This window comes from Candidatus Roseilinea sp. NK_OTU-006 (assembly GCF_012931985.1).
Taxonomy (GTDB): Bacteria; Chloroflexota; Anaerolineae; order J036; family Brachytrichaceae; genus JAAFGM01.
This window is the reverse complement of record NZ_JAAFGM010000005.1, coordinates 35470-53815: the sequence shown is the minus strand read 5'-3', so window position 1 is coordinate 53815 and position 18346 is coordinate 35470. Positions and strand designations below refer to the sequence as shown.

At 63.0% G+C, this 18346-nt stretch carries 18 protein-coding genes; 14 read left to right on the top strand and 4 right to left on the bottom strand.

Features of this window, described 5'->3' with window-relative positions:
* Window positions 1-23: 23 nt before the first annotated feature.
* The 13 genes from GXH28_RS04605 to GXH28_RS04545 all read left to right on the top strand — a co-directional run bounded on the left by GXH28_RS04605 (window position 24) and on the right by GXH28_RS04545 (window position 13702).
* A complete protein-coding gene (locus GXH28_RS04605; protein WP_169237845.1) occupies window positions 24-500 on the top strand; it encodes an NADH-quinone oxidoreductase subunit NuoE family protein in 477 nt (158 codons plus the stop codon).
* A 101-nt stretch (window positions 501-601) separates the two neighbouring features.
* Entirely contained in the window at window positions 602-1966 is a 1365-nt protein-coding gene (gene nuoF, locus GXH28_RS04600; RefSeq protein WP_240550186.1) for an NADH-quinone oxidoreductase subunit NuoF, read from the top strand.
* Window positions 1967-1978: 12 nt separating this feature from the next.
* Window positions 1979-2989, top strand: a complete 1011-nt coding sequence (locus tag GXH28_RS04595; RefSeq protein ID WP_169237844.1) for an OB-fold nucleic acid binding domain-containing protein — start codon at window positions 1979-1981, stop codon at window positions 2987-2989.
* A gap of 3 nt (window positions 2990-2992) precedes the next feature.
* On the top strand, window positions 2993-5284 hold the full coding sequence (gene nuoG / locus GXH28_RS04590) for an NADH-quinone oxidoreductase subunit NuoG (protein WP_169237843.1): 2292 nt from the start codon (window positions 2993-2995) through the stop codon (window positions 5282-5284).
* Between the two features lie 78 nt (window positions 5285-5362).
* Window positions 5363-6364, top strand: coding sequence for an NADH-quinone oxidoreductase subunit NuoH (gene nuoH, locus GXH28_RS04585; RefSeq protein WP_169237842.1), 1002 nt, complete (start codon window positions 5363-5365; stop codon window positions 6362-6364).
* 59 nt (window positions 6365-6423) lie between these two features.
* The gene (gene nuoI, locus GXH28_RS04580) at window positions 6424-6948 is read left to right on the top strand and encodes an NADH-quinone oxidoreductase subunit NuoI (protein ID WP_169237841.1); all 525 of its coding nucleotides are present in this window, start codon (window positions 6424-6426) and stop codon (window positions 6946-6948) included.
* A complete protein-coding gene (locus GXH28_RS04575) occupies window positions 6945-7445 on the top strand; it encodes an NADH-quinone oxidoreductase subunit J (RefSeq protein WP_169237840.1) in 501 nt (166 codons plus the stop codon). Before nuoI ends, GXH28_RS04575 begins: the two co-directional genes overlap by 4 nt.
* A 58-nt stretch (window positions 7446-7503) precedes the next feature.
* Window positions 7504-7806: an NADH-quinone oxidoreductase subunit NuoK gene (gene nuoK / locus GXH28_RS04570; protein ID WP_169237839.1), complete on the top strand. Its 303-nt coding sequence runs from the start codon at window positions 7504-7506 to the stop codon at window positions 7804-7806.
* 14 nt (window positions 7807-7820) lie between these two features.
* Entirely contained in the window at window positions 7821-9719 is a 1899-nt protein-coding gene (gene nuoL / locus GXH28_RS04565) for an NADH-quinone oxidoreductase subunit L (protein WP_169237838.1), read from the top strand.
* A gap of 80 nt (window positions 9720-9799) precedes the next feature.
* Entirely contained in the window at window positions 9800-10495 is a 696-nt protein-coding gene (locus GXH28_RS04560; RefSeq protein WP_169237837.1) for a dienelactone hydrolase family protein, read from the top strand.
* Between the two features lie 3 nt (window positions 10496-10498).
* Window positions 10499-11950: a complex I subunit 4 family protein gene (locus tag GXH28_RS04555; RefSeq protein ID WP_169237836.1), complete on the top strand. Its 1452-nt coding sequence runs from the start codon at window positions 10499-10501 to the stop codon at window positions 11948-11950.
* 20 nt (window positions 11951-11970) lie between these two features.
* A complete protein-coding gene (gene lgt, locus GXH28_RS04550; RefSeq protein ID WP_169237835.1) occupies window positions 11971-12831 on the top strand; it encodes a prolipoprotein diacylglyceryl transferase in 861 nt (286 codons plus the stop codon).
* Between the two features lie 4 nt (window positions 12832-12835).
* Entirely contained in the window at window positions 12836-13702 is an 867-nt protein-coding gene (locus tag GXH28_RS04545) for a hypothetical protein (protein WP_169237834.1), read from the top strand.
* Window positions 13703-13752: 50 nt separating this feature from the next.
* On the opposite strand, the gene GXH28_RS04540 is transcribed toward GXH28_RS04545, so the two are convergent.
* From GXH28_RS04540 to GXH28_RS16045, 4 genes are all read right to left on the bottom strand, one after another.
* The gene (locus tag GXH28_RS04540) at window positions 13753-14583 is read right to left on the bottom strand and encodes a DUF4230 domain-containing protein (RefSeq protein ID WP_169237833.1); all 831 of its coding nucleotides are present in this window, start codon (window positions 14581-14583) and stop codon (window positions 13753-13755) included.
* Window positions 14576-14869: a glutaredoxin domain-containing protein gene (locus tag GXH28_RS04535; protein WP_169237832.1), complete on the bottom strand. Its 294-nt coding sequence runs from the start codon at window positions 14867-14869 to the stop codon at window positions 14576-14578. Before GXH28_RS04535 ends, GXH28_RS04540 begins: the two co-directional genes overlap by 8 nt.
* Window positions 14870-14980: 111 nt before the next feature.
* Window positions 14981-15919, bottom strand: a complete 939-nt coding sequence (locus GXH28_RS16050) for a vWA domain-containing protein (RefSeq protein ID WP_240550185.1) — start codon at window positions 15917-15919, stop codon at window positions 14981-14983.
* Between the two features lie 38 nt (window positions 15920-15957).
* The gene (locus GXH28_RS16045) at window positions 15958-17064 is read right to left on the bottom strand and encodes an ATP-binding protein (protein WP_206156706.1); all 1107 of its coding nucleotides are present in this window, start codon (window positions 17062-17064) and stop codon (window positions 15958-15960) included.
* 90 nt (window positions 17065-17154) lie between these two features.
* Here GXH28_RS16045 and GXH28_RS04525 point away from each other — a divergent pair, with 90 nt between their 5' ends.
* Complete coding sequence (locus GXH28_RS04525; protein WP_169237831.1) at window positions 17155-18300, top strand: hypothetical protein; 1146 nt, start codon at window positions 17155-17157, stop codon at window positions 18298-18300.
* The last annotated feature ends 46 nt before the right edge of the window (window positions 18301-18346 follow it).

Sequence of the window (18346 nt, the reverse complement as noted above, 5' to 3'; positions counted from 1 at the left end):
AGCTCATCGCTTACCGATTGACTATGCTAAAAGAAAAGCGAGCCGCCGACATTGAGAAAGTGCTGGCCAAGTACCCGCCCGAGCGCAAGCGCAGCGCCGTCATGCCGCTGCTGTACATCGCACAGGAGGAATACGGCTACTGCAGCGATGAGGCCATCCGCGAAGTGGCCGAGATCATCGGCTGTGACCCGACCGAGGTGAAGAGCATCGTCGGCTTCTACACCATGTTCTACGAGCAGCCGGTCGGCAAGTACGTGATTGACGTGTGCGACGACCTGCCCTGCGCGTTGCGCGGCGCAGGTCAGTTCGTGACTTACTGCGAGAAGAAGCTGGGCATCCGCGCCGGGCAGACCACCCCCGACGGTAAGTTCACCTTGAACACCGTGATGTGCATCGCCGCGTGCGACCGCGCGCCGGTGGCGCAGGTGAACCGCGAGTATCGCTACGATCTCACCGAGGCATCGTTCGACCGGATGCTCGACGAACTTTCACGGAGCTAGACGTGGGACCGACTTTTCAAGCGCCTGCGGCGACCCACGTCGGTTTGGCCGTGTCGGCTCGATGTCATGTTGGTTTAACGTGATGCGTGGAGCGAAGGAGTATGTCTCGATTTTACGGAACGAAGTATAAGACGATGGACCGGCACGTGCTGCTGCGCGATGTTGACGTGCCGGATATTCGTGAGTACGACGTGTATGTCGCTAACGGCGGTTACGCCGCCTGGAAGAAGGCGCTGACGACGATGACGCCTGACGAAGTGATCAACGTCGTCAAGGACAGCGGCCTGCGCGGTCGCGGCGGCGCCGGCTTCCCCGCCGGCATGAAGTGGAGCTTTATCCCCAAGGATATCTTTCCCAAATATGTCGTGGTCAACGGCGACGAGAGCGAGGCGGGCACCTTTAAGGATCACCAGATCATTGACGGCAACCCGCACCAGCTCATCGAGGGCGTGGCGCTTTGCGCGTATGCGGTGCAGGCCAATACGAGCTACATTTACCTGCGCGGCGAGTTCTACGAGCCGGCCCAGACACTGCAACGCGCCATAGACGAGGCCTACGCCCACGGCATGCTCGGCAAGAACGTGCTCGGCAGCGGTTTCGACTTGGACGTTCATATCCATCTCGGCGCCGGCGCATATATCTGCGGCGAAGAGACGGCCCTGCTGTCGTCGCTGGAAGGCCAACTCGGCCAGCCGCGCCTGCGCCCCCCGTTCCCGGCGGTGCAAGGCTTATACGCCAAGCCAACGGTCATCAACAACGTCGAGACGCTGGCCAATGTGCCGCCCATCGTGATGCACGGGGCGCAGTGGTATCGCCAGTACGGCACGGAAAAGAGCCCCGGCACGAAGGTCTTTTGTGTGAGCGGGCGCGTGAACAAGCCGGGCAACTACGAGTTGCCGCTGGGCAAATACACCATCCGCGAGTTGATCGAGATGGCCGGTGGAACGATTGACGGCCGGCCGGTGAAGGGGGTGCTGCCCGCCGGCTCATCCGCGCCGATCCTGCCGGCCCCCCTGCTCGACACCAAGCTGGACTACGAGAGCATACAAGCGGCCGGCTCGATCCTGGGCTCGGCTTCATTCGTCATCCTCGACGACACGGTGGACATCGTCTGGGCGGCGCGCAAAATGGTGCGCTTCTTCAAGCACGAGAGCTGCGGCAAATGCACGCCCTGTCGCGAAGGCACCTACTGGGCGCTCAAGCTCTATGACAAAATCCTCTCCGGGCATGGCACGTTGGCGGACGTGGACATGATCGGCGAGGTGGCTGGGCAGATGGCCGGCAAGTGCTTCTGCCTGCTGGGCGAATTCGCCACGTCGCCCATGCAAAGCACACTCAAGCACTTCCGGGCAGAATACGAAGCATTCATCGCCAACCATCAAGGCGGCACAATGAACGGTTACGCCGACGAGTTGATCCGCGAAGGCGTGATCGCCGGACCGGAGGGCGTCATCGCCCATCATTGATTTGACTGATCCATGCTGGCTTTCCGAGGACGACCTGAGCGACGCGCTGCGGTGGACGCAAAGCGAGCGTGCGCCGTGTGTCTCGCCGGAGCGCTGGTGGTGCTAGCCGAGTGGCTGCCGGCGCATGCGGCGGAGAAAATCGTCACGCCCATCGGCAACATCACCGCCGAATACAAAGGCAAGTTCGTCACCGTCCAGGGGGTGATCGAGAGCGAGCGGCGCTTCAAATCCGGCATGCGCTATGGGATCAGCGACGACACCGGCAAGATCACACTGGTGTTGTTCGACCGCGAGTTGAAACAAGCGCCAGGGCCGGATCGTCTGATCGAGGGCGCACGGGTGAACGTCACCGGCAAGGTGGACTTCTTCAACAAGGCGGCGCAGATCGTGCCGGTGCGCGGAACGGATGTGGTTATCGTGCAGCCCGCGCCGCCGGTGGCGTCGCTGGCTATTGGGGCCATCAGCGCCGACAACGTGGGACAAATGGTGGCCGTGCAGGGCGTCGTCATCGAAGCATCCAATTTCTCGGCGGGCTTCAAGCTGCGGCTGGGCGACGAAACCGGCCAGATCGCAGTCACGCTCTTCGAGAATGTGTTCGATGCACTGGCCAAGCCCGAACAGATTAACGTCGGCGCCACGCTGAGCGTGACGGGTGAAGTGAACACCTTCGGCGGCAATTTGGAGATCACGCCCAGCTCGGCAAGCCGAATTCGCGTCGTGGCCGCGCCGCCCCCGCGCGATGTGCGACATTACTTGTTTTGCAACATCAGCGGAAACGACCACAACGCGATCGTGCGGGTGATCGGCGAAGTCGCCAACATTCGACCGTTCGATAGAGGCATTGAGGTATTGCTCAAGGACGAGACCGGTGCGCAATACCTACGGCTGTATCAGGTGGTGGCCAAGCGCGTGAACCTGAACGTCGGCGATGAGATTGAAGCAATCGGGCGCGTGAGGGCGTCGAGGACCAGAGGCATTGCCATCGAAGTGGCGTTGCCCACCGATGTGCAAGCAAAGCAATGACGTATGGCTGATTTAGTGAATCTGACGATTGACGGCGTGCCTGTGTCGGTGCCCAAAGGCACGCTCGTAGTGGACGCAGCAAAGACGATCGGGAACGACATCCCGGTATTTTGCTACCATCCCAAGCTCAAGCCGGTGGGCATGTGCCGCATGTGCCTGGTGGACATCGGCATGCCGAAGATAGACCCGGCAACCAAACAACCGGTGCGCGATGAGCAAGGCAACGTGGTGATCGCCTTCCTGCCCAAGTTAACGACGGCCTGCACCACGCCGGTCAGCGAGGGCATGGTCGTCCGCACGGCGACCGAGCAGGTGCGCGCTGCGCGCGAGGACATCCTGGAGTTTCTGCTCACCTCCCATCCGCTCGATTGCCCAATTTGCGACAAAGGCGGCGAGTGCCCGTTGCAGAATTTGACGCTGGGCTTCGGCCCCACCGTCAGCCGCTTCGACTACGACGCCAAGTTCCACAACGAGAAACACGTGCCGCTCGGCGATTTGATCTACCTCGACCGCGAACGCTGCATCCAGTGCTCGCGCTGCATCCGCTTCCAGGATGAGATCGCCGACGACCATGTGTTGCAGTTCCACGACCGTGGGCGGGGCATGGAGATCATCACCTTCAGCGATCCGCCGTTCGACTCGTACTTCGGCGGCAACACAACCGACATCTGCCCGGTGGGTGCGCTGACTACGGCGGACTTCCGCTTTAAGGCCAGGCCGTGGGAGTTGGCGAGCACGCCAAGCCTTTGCACACACTGCCCGGTCGGTTGCAACATCACGCTGAACACTCGCCTGGAAACAAAGTTCGGCGATTACGAGATCAAGCGCATCATGCCGCGCCAGAACGAACAAGTCAACGAAATCTGGATTTGCGACAAAGGGCGCTATGCGCACCACTTCACCCGCGCCAGAGACCGCCTGCGCCAACCGATGATCCGGCGCGACGGCCGGCTGGTCGAGGCAACGTGGGAGCAAGCCTTGCAGTTGGTGAGCGACCGGTTGAAGGCTGCAGGGACGAGCGTGGCCGCTGTCATCGGCGACCGGATCGCTAACGAGGACGCCTATCTCGTGGCCAAACTCATGCGCGCGTTGAACGGCGCTATCGGCATGTCGCCGTCCGTGCCGGCGCACTATGCAGATGTGGCGCGCGCCTTTGGCGTGGGCGCACATGCCAACTTCGCTCGCCTGGGCAAGGGCGATGTGATCCTCGTGGTGAACGGCGACGTAGAAGAGCAAGCGCCGGTGTGGTTCTTGCGTCTGCGCCAAGCCGTCGTGGATCGCGGCGCAGCGCTGGTCATCGCTCATTCGCACAGCACCAAGATGCATCGTTACGCGCGGACGATCCATCGCTACGCGCCCGGCTATGCCGCCCAGTGGGTCGCCGATCGAAGCGCAGAACTCATCGCGAAAGAATCGTTGAAAGACGCCCGCAACTTGCTGATCGTCTTCGGCGATGAGCAACTCGACGGCCCCGGCGCGCGCGCGTTGGCGCAAGGCCTGGCGAATGTACTCATCGCCACAGGCCACGCCGGCCAGGCCGATAGTGGCTTGTTGCCGCTCTATCCCCACGCCAACACGCAAGGCGTCTTCGATATGATCGCAGGCACCACAGCCACGTCCAACGGCGCGAACGGCAAGGCCGGGATTGATGCGCGATCTTCCCTCGCCAATTCGAGATTCGCGGTGGCCTGGTTGATCGGCGTGGGTGATGCAAGCGACGCGCCATCGGCCGAATTCACCGTCGTGCAAGAGCTGTTCATGACGGCGCTGGCGCAGCAGGCCGATGTCGTGCTGCCGGCGTTGAGCTTCGCCGAACGCGAAGGCACGTTGACCAGCGGCGACCGGCGCGTGCAGCGCTTCTACCGCGCCCTTCCCCCGTTGGGCGAAGCCCGGCCCGATTGGTGGATAGCCCAGGAGATCGCCAAACGGCTGGGCTACCCCTGGGGCTTTCAGGGTCCGCTGCACATCTTCGCCGACCTTGCGCGCAGCATCCCGCACTACCACGGCCTGTCCTACGAGGTCATCAGTGAGAGTGGTCCACAATGGCCGCCGATGGGACGCGGCGACCTATACTATGGCGGCACGGTATACGACAACACCGGCGGCCTGGGCGCGCGCTACGCCGGCGACGCCGAGCGCGATCCCGCCGGCGTGCGTCCGTACGACTGGGCTGCGCCCGAGCCGACCATCGCCGGCCTGGAACGCCGGCTGCGACCGCTCTATCGCGATGGCGAACTCATCCGCCGCAGCGCCGTGCTCGCGTCGCACATCGTCCCGGCGCCGGAGGCTGCCTAGGGAGAGTCGACATCCTTGCGCTGCGCACTTGCGCAGGCGTGCGGCGCAAGGTAAAAGAGAAACGCGAAATAGAAAAGCATGCCTGTTCTACTCGAAGCCACTTTGAAGTCGGTCGTGTTGATCTTCGTGCTGCTGACCGGCTTCGCTTACCTCACGCTCATGGAGCGCAAGGTGCTGGCGCGCTTACAGGCGCGCATCGGCCCCAACCGCGCCGGCCCGCTGGGATTGCTCCAACCATTGGCCGACGGCCTCAAGCTCATCTTCAAGGAGAGCATCACCCCTGCCGGGGCGGATAAGCCGATCTACTTCCTCGCGCCGGTGCTCGTCGTCGTGCCGGCGCTCATCCTGTTCGCGGTGATCCCGGTCGGCAAAGGGCCGGCCTTCCAACTGGCCAGCGAGATCAACGTCGGTGCGCTTTACGTCGTCGGCGTGATGGGCGTAGCCGTATACGGCATCACGCTGGCGGGATGGGCATCGAACAACAAATACGCCGCGCTGGGTGGCTTGCGCGCCTCCGCGCAGGTGATCTCATACGAGCTCGGTATGGGTTTGTCCATCGTCGCCGTCGTCTTGATGGCGTCGAGCGCGAGCCTGGCCGATATCGTCGAGGCGCAAATGCCCGGCAACATCCTGGGCTGGTTCATCTTCCGCCAACCAGTCGCGGCGGCGATCTTCGCCATCACTGCTATGGCCGAATTAGCCCGCGCGCCGTTCGACCTGGTCGAAGCCGAGCAGGAACTGACGGCCGGCTTCATGACCGAATACAGCGGTATGAAGTTTGCGCTGTTTTTCATGGGCGAATATGTCAAGATGATCGCCGTCAGCGCGTTGTTCGCCACGTTCTTCCTGGGCGGCTGGAGCGGGCCATTCGTGGATCAGGTGCCGATCCTCTCAGTCGTGTATTTCACAATCAAAGTCGTCGCTTGTCTGTTGCTGATGATCTGGACGCGCGCGACGCTGCCGCGCATGCGCTACGACCGGCTGATGAGCTTCGGTTGGAAGGTGCTCACCCCGGTGGCGCTTGCCAACGTGATCGTGACGGCGTTCTTGATCGCGCTGGGCGTGCCGGGCTATCAGTAGCGACGACGCTGACACTACTCGCTTAAGTCACGAGTTGCTCGTCACAAGTCACACAAACGATGGGTCTGAAAGACGTGCTCACCCCAATCGTGGTCGGCTTCGCGACGGTGCTGAAGACCGTCACGCGCAGGCCGGTGACGATTCAATATCCTGAACAGCATAAGCCGATGTCGGCGCGCTTCCGCGGGCGTCATCACCTCAAGCGCTACGATGACGGCCTGGAGCGCTGCATTGGATGCGCGTTGTGCGCGGCGGCCTGTCCCGCCGATGCGATCTACGTCGAAGCCGGCGAGAACACCGACGAAGCGCGCTACTCGCCGGGCGAACGCTACGCCAAGACGTATGAGATCAACATGCTGCGCTGCATCTTCTGCGGCTACTGCGAAGACGCCTGCCCGACGAATGCGATCGTGCTGGAGCCGATCGAATTCCCGACCGGCTATACGCGCGAGAGCATGATCTACACCAAAGAGATGCTGCTCGAATCACCGCCGATCAACGTGCCGGCCACGCCGCAGCGCACGCCGCCGGGCAAATACGACCGCGCCATCCTGCCCTTCCCACCGATTGACGAAAGCCAATGACCCCCGATCTGCCTATCCTCATCGTGCTCGGCGCTGTGAGCATCGCTTCGGCGCTGGGTTTGTTGCTCAGCCGCAACGCTATCTACGCCGCGCTGTTCCTGGTGCTGAACTTTGGCGTCGGGGCGGTGATCTACCTCGTCTTGAACGCGCCGTTCATCGCCGTGGTTCAGGTGAGCGTATATGCCGGAGCGATCATGGTGCTCTTCCTATTCGTCATCATGCTGCTGGGCGCAGAGCGGCTCAGCCCAGGCGAGAATCCGCCCGGGATCTCCTTTCAACGGCCGCTGGCGATCGCGCTCGGCGGCGTGTTGTTGGGGCTGGCGCTCTACGCGCTGTTCGTCCGGCAGCCGCCGACCACGGCGACGGCGCTGGCCGATTCCAGTCCGACGGCCATCGGCTTATCGCTGTTCGGCCCTTACCTCTTCCCTTTTGAAGTCGTGTCCATCCTGCTGCTGGTCGCAATGGTCGGCGCGGTGGTGCTGACGCGGAACCGGTAACGGCCGATGTGCGCGACGCTTGATCAATTCGCAGAACACCATACGCTGCAAGATTCTTATGGACTCAACGACCTTCGTCGCCTTGCTCTCGTCTGTTTTGTTCACCATCGGCGTGCTGGGCGTGTTGTTGCGCCGGAGCGCGCTGCTGATCTTCATGTCGGTCGAGCTGATGCTCAACGCGGCCAACCTCGCCTTCGTCGCATTCGCCCATCGCTGGGTGCAGCTCGACGGGCAGATTTTCGTGTTCTTCGTGATGGCGGTTGCCGCTGCCGAGGTGGCCGTTGGCCTGGCGCTTATTGTGACGATCTTCCGCACCAAGCGCAGCACAAACGTGGATGACTTGGCCGCGCTGAAGGGATAGGAGGAGATCACCGCATGGCGCTCTTCATTCTTTCTCCGATCCTGTTCCCGCTGCTCGGCTTGCTGATCAACGCGCTCTGGGGCCGGCGCATGAGCGAACGCGCCATCGGCGGGGTGGCCACGCTGGCCGCAGCGGCCGCGTTCGTCGTGAGCATGTTGATGCTAGGCCAGTTGACTGCCGCAGAGGACGCCCGCCTAACGGCAACCATCGCGCCGTGGATCGCTGCCGGTGCGCTCAACGTATCGTTCGGCTTCCTGGTAGACCGGCTGAGCATCGTCATCATGCTGATCGTCACGGGCATCGGCACGTTGATCCACATGTTCAGCATTGGCTACATGCGCGGTGACGAGCGCTTCCAGCGCTACTTCATCTATCTCAACCTATTCCTGGCATCCATGCTGACGTTAGTCATGGCCGACAACTTCCTGGTGATGTTCATGGGCTGGGAGTTGGTGGGCTTGTGCTCGTACCTGCTCATCGGTTTCTGGTTCAAGAACCTCAAGAACGCCGAGGCAGGCCGCAAAGCGTTCGTCGTCAACCGCATCGGCGACGTCGGCTTCGTGCTGGGCATCTTGCTGATCTTCGTCACGTTCGGCAGCCTGAGCTTCGCCGATGTGTTCGGGCAAGCCGAAGCGCAGGGCGAGACGCTGGCCGGCGCCATCGGCCTGATCACCCTGTTGCTGTTTATCGGCGCGACGGGCAAGAGCGCGCAGATCCCGCTGTTCGTTTGGTTGCCCGATGCCATGGCTGGCCCTACCCCGGTCTCCGCGCTCATCCACGCCGCGACGATGGTGACGGCCGGCGTGTATATGATGACGCGCGCGAGCGCGCTGTATGAGCTTGCGCCGGCCACGCAGGCCATCGTCGCCCTCGTCGGCGCGTTGACCGCATTCGTCGCCGGCACAAGCGCGTTGCGTCAGCTCGACATTAAGAAGGTGCTGGCCTACTCTACCGTCAGCCAGCTCGGTTATATGGTCGCCGCATGTGGCCTGGGGGCGTTTATCGCGGCCGACTTCCACTTGCTCACGCATGCCTTCTTCAAGGCAGCGCTGTTCCTCGCCGCCGGCAGCGTGATCCACGGCATAGAGCACGGCATGCACGCCGCCCACAACAGCGCGCCAGTGGATCCGCAGGACATGCGCTACATGGGCGGGCTGGCGCGCAAGATGCCGGTCACCTTCGCTGCCTTCCTGCTGGGCGGATTGGCGCTGGCCGGCGTGCCGCCGCTGTCCGGCTTCTTCTCCAAAGATGAGATTTTGTTGGACGCCTTCAAGCACAACCTGCCGGCGTTCGCCTTGTTGGCGGTCAGCTCGGTAGTGACGGCGTTTTACGTTGGCCGGCAGTTGACGCTGGTCTTCGCCGGGCGACCGCGCAGCGAAGCCGCCGCCCACGCCGTGGAGTCGAACTGGTTGATGACCATGCCGCTGATCGCGCTGACGATCGGCACGGTATTTGCCGGACTGTTCAACTTCCCCGGCGCGCATCCGCTCACCGATTGGCTCGCGCCGGTCGTGCGACATGGCGATGCCCCGAAGTTCGACGCCCCGCTGGCAGCCGTGTTCAGCGCGTTGGCGATTGGCGCGCTGGCTATCGCATGGTTTCTGTATCGCAACCCCGATCGCGCCCAGGCGGAGGCCGAAACTGGGATGGGGCGCTTGTTGGCGAAGGCATGGTGCTTCGACGACGCTTACAGATGGGCGATCGTCAAGCCCTTCTACATCATCAGCACCGTGTGCGCACAAGTCATTGACGTAGGCGTGATTGACGCCGCAGTGAACGGCGTCGGGCGCTTGTTCCACACCCTCGGCAATTCACTGCGCAGCTTGCAGACCGGCTTCGTGCGCAACTACGGCCTGGTCATGCTCATTGGCGTCGTCTTCGTTGTGGCATATTTCGCGCTGAATGCGAGATGATTCCTAACGTCCGACTCCCGACCGGCCAAGCACAGCAGGCGGGGAGTGGAGAGTCGGAAGTCGTACGAAAGGAGGTTGCCATGATCGTTCAAGCTTCAACCGTTCATACCGATCCGAATGACCCTGCACCACAGGGCTACCTGGTGCGGCCGGACGACGGCAAGACTTATCCCGGCATCGTGCTGATCCAGGAGTGGTGGGGCATCGAGCCGCACATCCGCGAGCTGGCACAACGCCTGGCGACATCCGGCTTCGTGGTGCTCGTGCCCGACTTGTATCACGGCAAAATTGCAACCGAACCGGACGAGGCGCAGAAGATGCTGATGGCCACCGTGCAGAACATGGACAAGGCCATCCGCGAGATCGTGCTGGCGCTGGACTATCTGCGCAACGATCCGGGTGTGCAACCGAAGAAGATCGGGCTAATGGGCTTTTGCATGGGCGGCCTGCTCACCTACAAGACCGCCGAGCGCTACCCGCACCTGGGCGCAATCTCGCCATGGTACGGCGGCGGATACGACCCTACACCGGAAGATGTCGCCCGGGTGAGCGCGCCGGTGCTGGCCATCTACGGCGAGAAGGACAGCGCCATCCCGGTTGCACAGGTGAAGAAAATCGAAAAGCTCTACAAAGACGCCGGCAAGGACATCGAGGTGCGCATTTATCCGAACGCCGGCCATGCGTTCAACAACCCCGACCACGGCATGTATGTGGCCGAGGCCGCGAAGGACGCTTGGGCGCGCGCGGTGGCCTTCTTCAAGAAGCACTTAGCTTAAAGGATGCTCTCACTGATCACACTCGTCCCCCTGGTCGGCGCAGCGATCGTCGCCCTGGCGCCGCAGCGCCTGGCGCGGGTCGTCGCGCTAAGCGCCGCGCTGGTCGCGTTTGCCCTCTCACTGGCGTTGCTGGCGGGCTTCGACGCAGCGCAATCCGGCTATCAGTTCGTCGAGTCCGTGCCCTGGATCCCTCAGTTCGGCATCGGCTACAAGATGGGCGTAGACGGCATCAGCATTTGGCTGGTATTGCTGACCACGTTCGTCTTCCCGGTCGCGTTGTGGTTCTCCGGCGAATCCATCCGCGAGCGTGAGCGCGCCTACTACGCGCTGATGCTGCTGATGGAGACGGCGACGCTGGGCGTGTTCCTCGCCCTGGACATGTTCCTGTTCTACGTGTTCTGGGAGTTCGCGCTGGTGCCGATGTACTTCATCATCGGCCTATGGGGGGGCGAGCGGCGCACATACGCCTCGGTCAAGTTCTTCATCTACACCATGGCCGGCAGCGTGCTCATGTTGATCGCCATCCTGGCGTTGGGGCTCAGCGCCGGCATCTTCGACCTGGAGGCCATCGCGCGGAATAACGGCGCCTTCGCAGCCAACACGCTGCTCTTCCTGGCTTTCGCCATCGCGTTCGCGATCAAAGTGCCGGTCTTCCCCTTCCACACCTGGCTGCCGGATGCGCACGTTGAGGCGCCGACAGCCGGTTCGGTGATCCTGGCCTCGGTGTTGCTCAAGATGGGCGGCTACGGGCTGATTCGCTTTAACCTGCAGCTCTTCCCCGAGGCCAGCGCAGCCTTCGCCCCACTGATGATTGCGCTGGCGGTCATCGGCATCTTGTATGGCGCAGTGGTCGCCTTCGCGCAAAGCGACGCGAAGAAGCTCGTCGCCTATTCATCGGTGAGCCACATGGGTTACATTTTGCTGGGCATCTTCGCCCTCAACCCGATCGGCCTCCAGGGCGCAATTTTGCAAATGGTCAATCACGGCTTGAGCACCGGCGGCTTGTTCCTGATCATCGGTTTTATCTACGAGCGTCGCCACACGCGCGAGATGAACCGATTGGGCGGCCTGTGGGCCAAGATGCCGCTTTACGGCACGCTGGCGCTCATCCTGGCGCTCAGCTCGGCCGGCCTGCCGGCCCTCAACGGCTTCGTCGGCGAATTCGTCATCCTCCAAGGCGCATTCGCAACAAACCCGCTGGCGACCGTCTTCGCAGCCTTCGGCATGGTGCTCAGCGCAGCTTACCTGCTCACCATGTTCCAGAAGATCTTCCTGGGCGAGAGCCGCGACCCGGCCAACGAGGCGCTGCGCGACCTGAACTGGCGCGAGGTGATCTCGGTCGCGCCGCTGATCGTCATGTGTTTCGTGATCGGTCTATACGCTGCGCCCTTCTTCCACCTGATGAGCAGCAGCGTGGCCGGCTTGTTGACCGGCGCCGGCCTCGCGATGCAGTAACACCCGGGGGAGCAAACGCTGTGGATCCGCGAATCGCATTCGAGCTTGGCCCGCTGCGCGTGCATTGGTATGGCGTCATCGTCACGACCGGCATGATCGTGGCCACTTACATCGCGGCGTTGGAGATGAAACGCCGCGGAGAGGATCCTAACGTGGTCTGGGATGGCGCGCTGTGGGTCATTGTGCTGGGCATCATCGGCGCGCGGCTATACCACGTCTTCTCTTCACCCAACGACGGCAGCAACAGCGGTTGGGCCTATTACCGCCAGAACCCACTTCAAATCTTCGCCATCTGGAACGGCGGGCTGGGCATCTACGGTGGCTTGATCGGCGGCATCATCGGCGCCTGGCTCGTCAGCATCAAGCACCATGTCCGCTTTCGCCGGTTGGCCGACAGCGTGGCGCCCGGCCTGCTGCTCGCACAGTCCATCGGCCGCTGGGGCAACTATTTCAACCAAGAGCTATACGGCGGGCCAACCGGCTCCACCTGGTGGGGCATCACCATAGACCCGACCTTCCGCATCCGCACTCCGAGCGTGGATTTCACCGACCTGCAACGCTATCCGCCAGAGACGCGCTTCCACCCCACCTTCTTCTACGAGTCGGTTTGGAACTTCATCGGGTTCATTGGGCTGATGGGAATCGCACGGCGCTTCCAAGATCGTCTGCGCGACGGCGACATGATGGCGATGTACTTCATCTGGTACGGGCTAGGCCGGTCGTGGGTGGAACTGCTCTTTCGGCCCGACGCCTGGACGTTTGGCGCGCTGCCGACGGCCGTTTGGATCTCCCTCGGCGGCATCGTCCTCGGCGCCGCAGTGCTGCTCGCCAATCACATCGTTCGCCCGCCCCTTGCGCCGCAACGCGCGACTTCGGCGTAACCCTATGCCGCGCTATCGCATCGCCGACTCGTATGAGTTGCCCGACGACGATCTGGACGAGGAAACCTACGAAGGCGCATTCCATCGTCGCCGGCGTCGGTCGCCCACCGGCGCGCTCTTGGCGCTCGGCGTGCTGATTGCGGTCGGCATAGGCGCGGCGAGCGCGTTCACCGTCATCGAGCGCCAAGAGCGCGATGCGTTTTGCTTAGCGTGCCACACTGCCCAGCATCGCGCCTACGTCGAGCGCGCTCAATCCGCAATCGCCGGCGCGCTTGCGCCCGATCTATCCAGCTATCACTACCAAAGCATCCACGGCGCAGGCGGCGAACTGCGCTGCATTGACTGTCATCGCGGCAACGGCGGCACACGCCACCGCGTGGAAACGCTGATCCTCAGCGCAGAGCTGACCGCGCTATGGCTGGCTGGTCGGGACGACCAGCGCCTGGAGAAAACCGCCATCACGACGACGGTGACCAACGGGATCACGCGGACGGTGGCGCAGACCACGCTGGGCTTGCGTCGGCCGCACCTCACCAACGAGGGCTGCGTGACATGTCACCAAGCGCAGTTGCTCATCGCGGGCGCGGCCAACCACATGCACAACACGCTGCCGGCCGCCTATGAAGTGTGGAAGCGCGGCGCGCCGTTGACCGCGCCAAAGGATGAACCGGACCCGCAAGCCATCATCGCAATGGGACTGGTGCGCTATGAGACAACCGTGCAGTGCGCCAACTGTCACCAGGCGCATCGCTCATCAGACGCAGCGCGCTTCCTCGATCTTCAAGGCGTCGTCAAACCCGCCTGCGAGCAGTGCCACCGCGAGACCGGTCAGGGGCCGGCCGAGGTCGAGGTGACGATAGCAGAGGAATAGCAAAGGCGCAGAGGGTGTGCCGGATGTCAGCGTGCGTCTTGGGCGCTGCGCTACTCTTCGATGAACTCGACCCGTTCGTAGCCGGTATTCAATAAGATGCGCTCGATGGCGATTTGTGCGTTGCGACGAGCGTCGCCCAGCAGGCCGCTCTCTATCGCCGTCGTCCGGATTGCCTCCAGCGCCTTCTCTCGCGCTTGCGCCTCCAAATCTTTGCTCTCCGGGATCAGCAGCAGGTTCGTGCGGTCATACACGCGCGTCGTGCATGGCTGCGTCGAGTCGTCAATCAAGTACGCGTCGAGCAGTTGGGCGCGCGGCAGCTTCACGCGCACCGTCTTGCCGTCGTCCAATACGTCCACGTCGCTATCTCTGAGCTGAGCAAGCGCAACGCCGGCTTTCACCCGACCACACGCGATGAGCACCAACTTCTCGTAGAGCACATTGCCCACGCGCGCCTGTTGAACTTCGACGATAGTCGAAAGCAGCGACTGCGCAGTCGCCAGTTCGCTGATGGCGCGCACCTGCAGCACAGCCGGCGGCCGTGCCACAACCGTAGGCGTAGGCAGCGGAATCACCGTCTGGATGATGTTGGCCGGGTTGGCGCGCTCGACCGTCTCCGCCACGCGCTGGGTGGACTCACGCACGGCAAAGGCGACCAGCGCGCCGGCGATCAGCAGCGCAAGCGCAATAATGCCGGCGCCGATCAGGCAGCCCAGCGTCGCCTGCGACAGGCCACGCGCCGGCGCCTGAATCGTTGCCGGCGCAGGCGCCGATGTCGTCTGAACATCCGGATATGGCTCTGGGCGCTCCATCTCCGATGCCGGCAACGCTTCCGCAGGATGACTGCGCGCGGTGACCCGCCGGTGCGCGCTCGGGTCAGACATCAGCAGATTGCTCGGGCGCCGACGGGATCAAACCCAGCTTGCGCGCGTGCTCTTCCAGCTTACGCACGCTGGGCTCGGTCAGCCGTGAGCCGTCGGCGAAGACGATCGTCGGAATGCTACGGAAGCCATTGTTGACCGATTTGACGAACTCCTCCGCCTCTTTGTTCTTGTCCACATCTATCCACTCGTATGGGATTTTATGGTTGTCAAACCACGAGCGCGCGCGGCGCGTATCGCCACACCACATGGCGCCGTAGAACTTGATGGGGGGATGGGTGTCGGACATCGCTTCTTTCGCTTTTCTCCAATTCTTCGAACTTCGACGTTATTATAAGAGGCAAGGAGCAGAGACTGAGAAGCCGGCAAATGGCTGCTCCCCGGCGTTCCGCAGGACATATTACAGCTCCCGCTTCACCGCCTCGTAGAGCGCCTCGGCGCACAGTTCGCGCAGGGAGAGGCAGCTCGCGTTGAGGTGCTCGGCCAGCTTGCGCGCCAGGCCTTGGTCGAACGCGACATGCTCCATGTTGATCACCACCGAGCGAATACGTTCGTCGCGAATCTGGTTCGCAATGCGATGCGCTTCGACCTGCGGCGGCAGATTACCCATGCTCACATTGCCAGCGCCGTCGGTGAGCACGATCAGCAACGGCATCACCTCGGGATGCAGGCGTTTCTCGCGTAGGGTGACGTGCAGCGACAGGGTGAGGCCGGCGCTGAGCGGCGTTTTGCCGCCAACGGGGATGTCGCGCAACGCCTTTTGGGCCAGCTCCACCGACGACGTGGGCGGCAACACCAAGGTGGCGCTGTTCTTCTGAAAGACGATCAGGCCGACGCGGTCGCGGCGCTGATAGGCATCTGTCAGCAGCGACATGATCGCGCCCTTAGTAGCGGCCATTCGCTCAGCCACGGCCATGCTCCACGATGCATCTAGGACGAACAGGATGAGGTTGGCCGCCCGGCGCACGCGCACCTTCCGGTGAATGTCCGACCGGCGGACGTACAGGGCCGGCTGAGATGAAGGCGCCGCCTGTTGACCTTCGCTCGCGCTCAATTGTTCGTCAGCTTGCTGGCGACGCGCTCGCTGGTGCACAGCGGCAGCGCGCAGCGTCGCGTCGAAAGCCACGTCTTCGATGCGCCCCTTGGACGGCACGGCCTTGATGTAACGGCCGCGCTTGCGCTTGGTGCGGGTGGTGCTGCGTTTGCCGGCGCTGTTGCGCGTGATCTTATCGAGCGGCGTGTTCAGCTTGCGCGCGCGGAACGCCTCGCCCGGGGCCATCTTCTGACCGCCCTGCCAATCCTGCGCCTGTTGCGGCACCGTAGGAACAGTTTGCGGCATGAGCTGCGCGGGGCTTTCCGGGCTGTCTATGTCCTCGTTCAGCCCCGACTCACTTTTTTTGTCGTTGCCTCCGGCGGAGTCGGCGGTTGCGAATCGGCAGCAGCCTGGGCCTGAGTCTGCTGCTCGATCTGTTGCAACTTCTCACTGAGCGTGGCCATGGCTTGCTCGGTGTCCTGGAAGGGATGGCGCTTCAGGCGGTGCGGCAGGGCCAGCTCCGCTGCCAGCAGGATGTCCTGCTCGGTGATCGCGTCGCGGCCCATCAACGCAGCGTGCGCCCGCGCCGTTTTGAGGATGACCAGGTCGGCGCGGTGGCCATCCACGCCGAGGCTGGCGACCAGATTGGCGATCGTCGCCAGGTCGCGTTGAGTGTGTTTGACGGAGGGCAACCGCTCGCGCGCCTCGGCGATCTCCAGCGTGAGCGCCTTCTCGTAGGGCTCCCATGCCTTAAGGAACGCCGCCGGGTCGCTTTCGAAAGCCAGATTGCGTTCCAGGATGGTCATGCGGGCGCGCGGGTCGCGGATGCCCATGATGTCCACGCATAGCGCAAAGCGGTCGAGCAACTGCGGGCGCAAGTCACCCTCTTCCGGGTTCATCGAGCCGATCAGCACAAAGCGCGCCGGGTGACTGAAGCTGATGCCTTCGCGCTCCACTACGTTGACTCCCATCGCGGCAACGTCGAGCAACAAATCCACGACGTGGTCGTCGAGCAGGTTGACTTCGTCCACATAGAGCACGCCGCGGTTGGCTGCGGCCAACACCCCCGGCTCGAAGTGCTTCTCACCTTTCTGGATCGCCTTTTCGATGTCAAGCGTGCCAACCACGCGGTCTTCGGTGGCGCTCACCGGCAGATTCACAAAGCGCGTTTTGCGTCGCACGATCTTGAACGACTCGCCGGCCGCTGCGCGCCGCTTAAGATCTTCAGTAAACGAGGCGGGATGGGCCGGATCGCACGAGAATGGATCATCTTCGATCACATCTATTTCGGGCAAAATGGCTGCCAGCGCGCGCGCGGCGGTGCTCTTGGCCGTCCCGCGTTCGCCGCGAATCAATACGCCGCCGATTTGCGGATAGATCGCATTCAGAATCAGCGCACGCTTCATGCGGTCTTGTCCGACGATCGCAGTGAAAGGAAAGATGATGGCCATATCAATTCAATGCTATCACACCGACCGGGTGCAATCGCGCAGCGCAGTTGCGCTGCCGTGGCGCAGCGACACAATTCCGATGACCGTAGCATGATCCGCATCATCGAAGTAGATACAACCGACCGGGCCCGGGTGCGTCAATTCCTGGACTTCCCGTTTCGCATCTATCGCGATATTCCGCAGTGGGTGCCGCCCCTGGCCGGCGACGCGGCGCGCCAACTCGACCGCACACGTCATCCGTTCTTCCGGCACTCGGACGCGGCCTTCTTCCTGGCCTATCGCGACGGCGATGTTTGCGGGCGCATCTGCGTGTTGGACAATCGTCACTACAACGCGTTCAACGCCAGCCGGACGGCCCACTTCTTCTTGTTCGAGTGCGAGGATGACTTCGCCACGTCACGCCGCTTGTCCGACGCGGCGTGTCAATGGGCGCGCCGGCGCGGTCTGGACTTCATCGAAGGGCCGAAGGGCATGACCGCGCTGGACGGCTTGGGCCTGCTGGTTGAAGGGTTTGCCCACCGTCCGGCGCTGGGCGTCCCCTACAACCGCGATTATTACCCAAAGCTGTTAGAGGACGCCGGATTCATCGGCAAAGGCGACATCGTCTCCGGCTACCTCAGCCCGCGCACACTGAACCCGGCGGCGTTTGAGCAGATTGACCGCGTCGCCGAACGTGTGAAAGCGCGACGCGGGCTGCGCGTCGCGCGCTTCACCTCGCGGCGCGCCCTGCGCCGCGCCGTGCCGGCGCTGCTCGACCTATACAATGGCGCGCTGGGACGCGCAGCGGGCAACGTGCCGTTCACGCCGGACGAAGCTAAGGTAATGGCCGATCAGATCATCTGGTTCGCCGACCCCCGGCTGATCAAACTGGTATACCGGGTGAACGAGCCGGTCGGATTCTTGCTGGCCTACCCCGACATCTCCGAAGCGATCCAACGCGTGCGCGGCCGGCTGTGGCCAGTGGGATGGCTGGCGCTGTGGCGCGCGCGGAAATCCACCCGTTGGGTAAACATCAACGGCATGGGCATCGCAGAGGCCCATCGCGGCGGCGGAGGCACCGCCGTGCTGTTCAGCGAGATGCGTCGGAGCATCGTCGAGGGCGGCTATGAACACGCCGACCTGGTGCAGATCGGCATCGAGAACTTGCCGATGCAGCGCGAGATGCGCGATCTGGGCATCACGTTTTACAAGACGCACCGCATGTATGCGCGGGCGCTGGGGTCCACAGTCACTTGACGCCGGACGCGCGATGTCCGATGGGCGCGCCCCGCGCTCAAACAGC

Bases quoted from the DNA above. Each gene is read 5' to 3' on its own strand.
- GXH28_RS04605 (WP_169237845.1), top strand. From the start codon at position 24: ATGCTAAAAGAAAAGCGAGCCGCCGACATTGAGAAAGTGCTGGCCAAG.
- nuoH (WP_169237842.1), top strand. From the start codon at position 5,363: ATGCCTGTTCTACTCGAAGCCACTTTGAAGTCGGTCGTGTTGATCTTC.
- nuoG (WP_169237843.1), top strand. From the start codon at position 2,993: ATGGCTGATTTAGTGAATCTGACGATTGACGGCGTGCCTGTGTCGGTG.
- nuoL (WP_169237838.1), top strand. From the start codon at position 7,821: ATGGCGCTCTTCATTCTTTCTCCGATCCTGTTCCCGCTGCTCGGCTTG.
- GXH28_RS04595 (WP_169237844.1), top strand. From the start codon at position 1,979: ATGCTGGCTTTCCGAGGACGACCTGAGCGACGCGCTGCGGTGGACGCA.
- GXH28_RS16050 (WP_240550185.1), bottom strand. From the start codon at position 15,919: ATGCCGCAAACTGTTCCTACGGTGCCGCAACAGGCGCAGGATTGGCAG.
- nuoI (WP_169237841.1), top strand. From the start codon at position 6,424: ATGGGTCTGAAAGACGTGCTCACCCCAATCGTGGTCGGCTTCGCGACG.
- GXH28_RS04560 (WP_169237837.1), top strand. From the start codon at position 9,800: ATGATCGTTCAAGCTTCAACCGTTCATACCGATCCGAATGACCCTGCA.
- nuoF (WP_240550186.1), top strand. From the start codon at position 602: ATGTCTCGATTTTACGGAACGAAGTATAAGACGATGGACCGGCACGTG.
- GXH28_RS04545 (WP_169237834.1), top strand. From the start codon at position 12,836: ATGCCGCGCTATCGCATCGCCGACTCGTATGAGTTGCCCGACGACGAT.
- GXH28_RS04540 (WP_169237833.1), bottom strand. From the start codon at position 14,583: ATGTCTGACCCGAGCGCGCACCGGCGGGTCACCGCGCGCAGTCATCCT.
- GXH28_RS04525 (WP_169237831.1), top strand. From the start codon at position 17,155: ATGATCCGCATCATCGAAGTAGATACAACCGACCGGGCCCGGGTGCGT.
- GXH28_RS04575 (WP_169237840.1), top strand. From the start codon at position 6,945: ATGACCCCCGATCTGCCTATCCTCATCGTGCTCGGCGCTGTGAGCATC.
- GXH28_RS04555 (WP_169237836.1), top strand. From the start codon at position 10,499: ATGCTCTCACTGATCACACTCGTCCCCCTGGTCGGCGCAGCGATCGTC.
- GXH28_RS16045 (WP_206156706.1), bottom strand. From the start codon at position 17,064: ATGGCCATCATCTTTCCTTTCACTGCGATCGTCGGACAAGACCGCATG.
- GXH28_RS04535 (WP_169237832.1), bottom strand. From the start codon at position 14,869: ATGTCCGACACCCATCCCCCCATCAAGTTCTACGGCGCCATGTGGTGT.
- nuoK (WP_169237839.1), top strand. From the start codon at position 7,504: ATGGACTCAACGACCTTCGTCGCCTTGCTCTCGTCTGTTTTGTTCACC.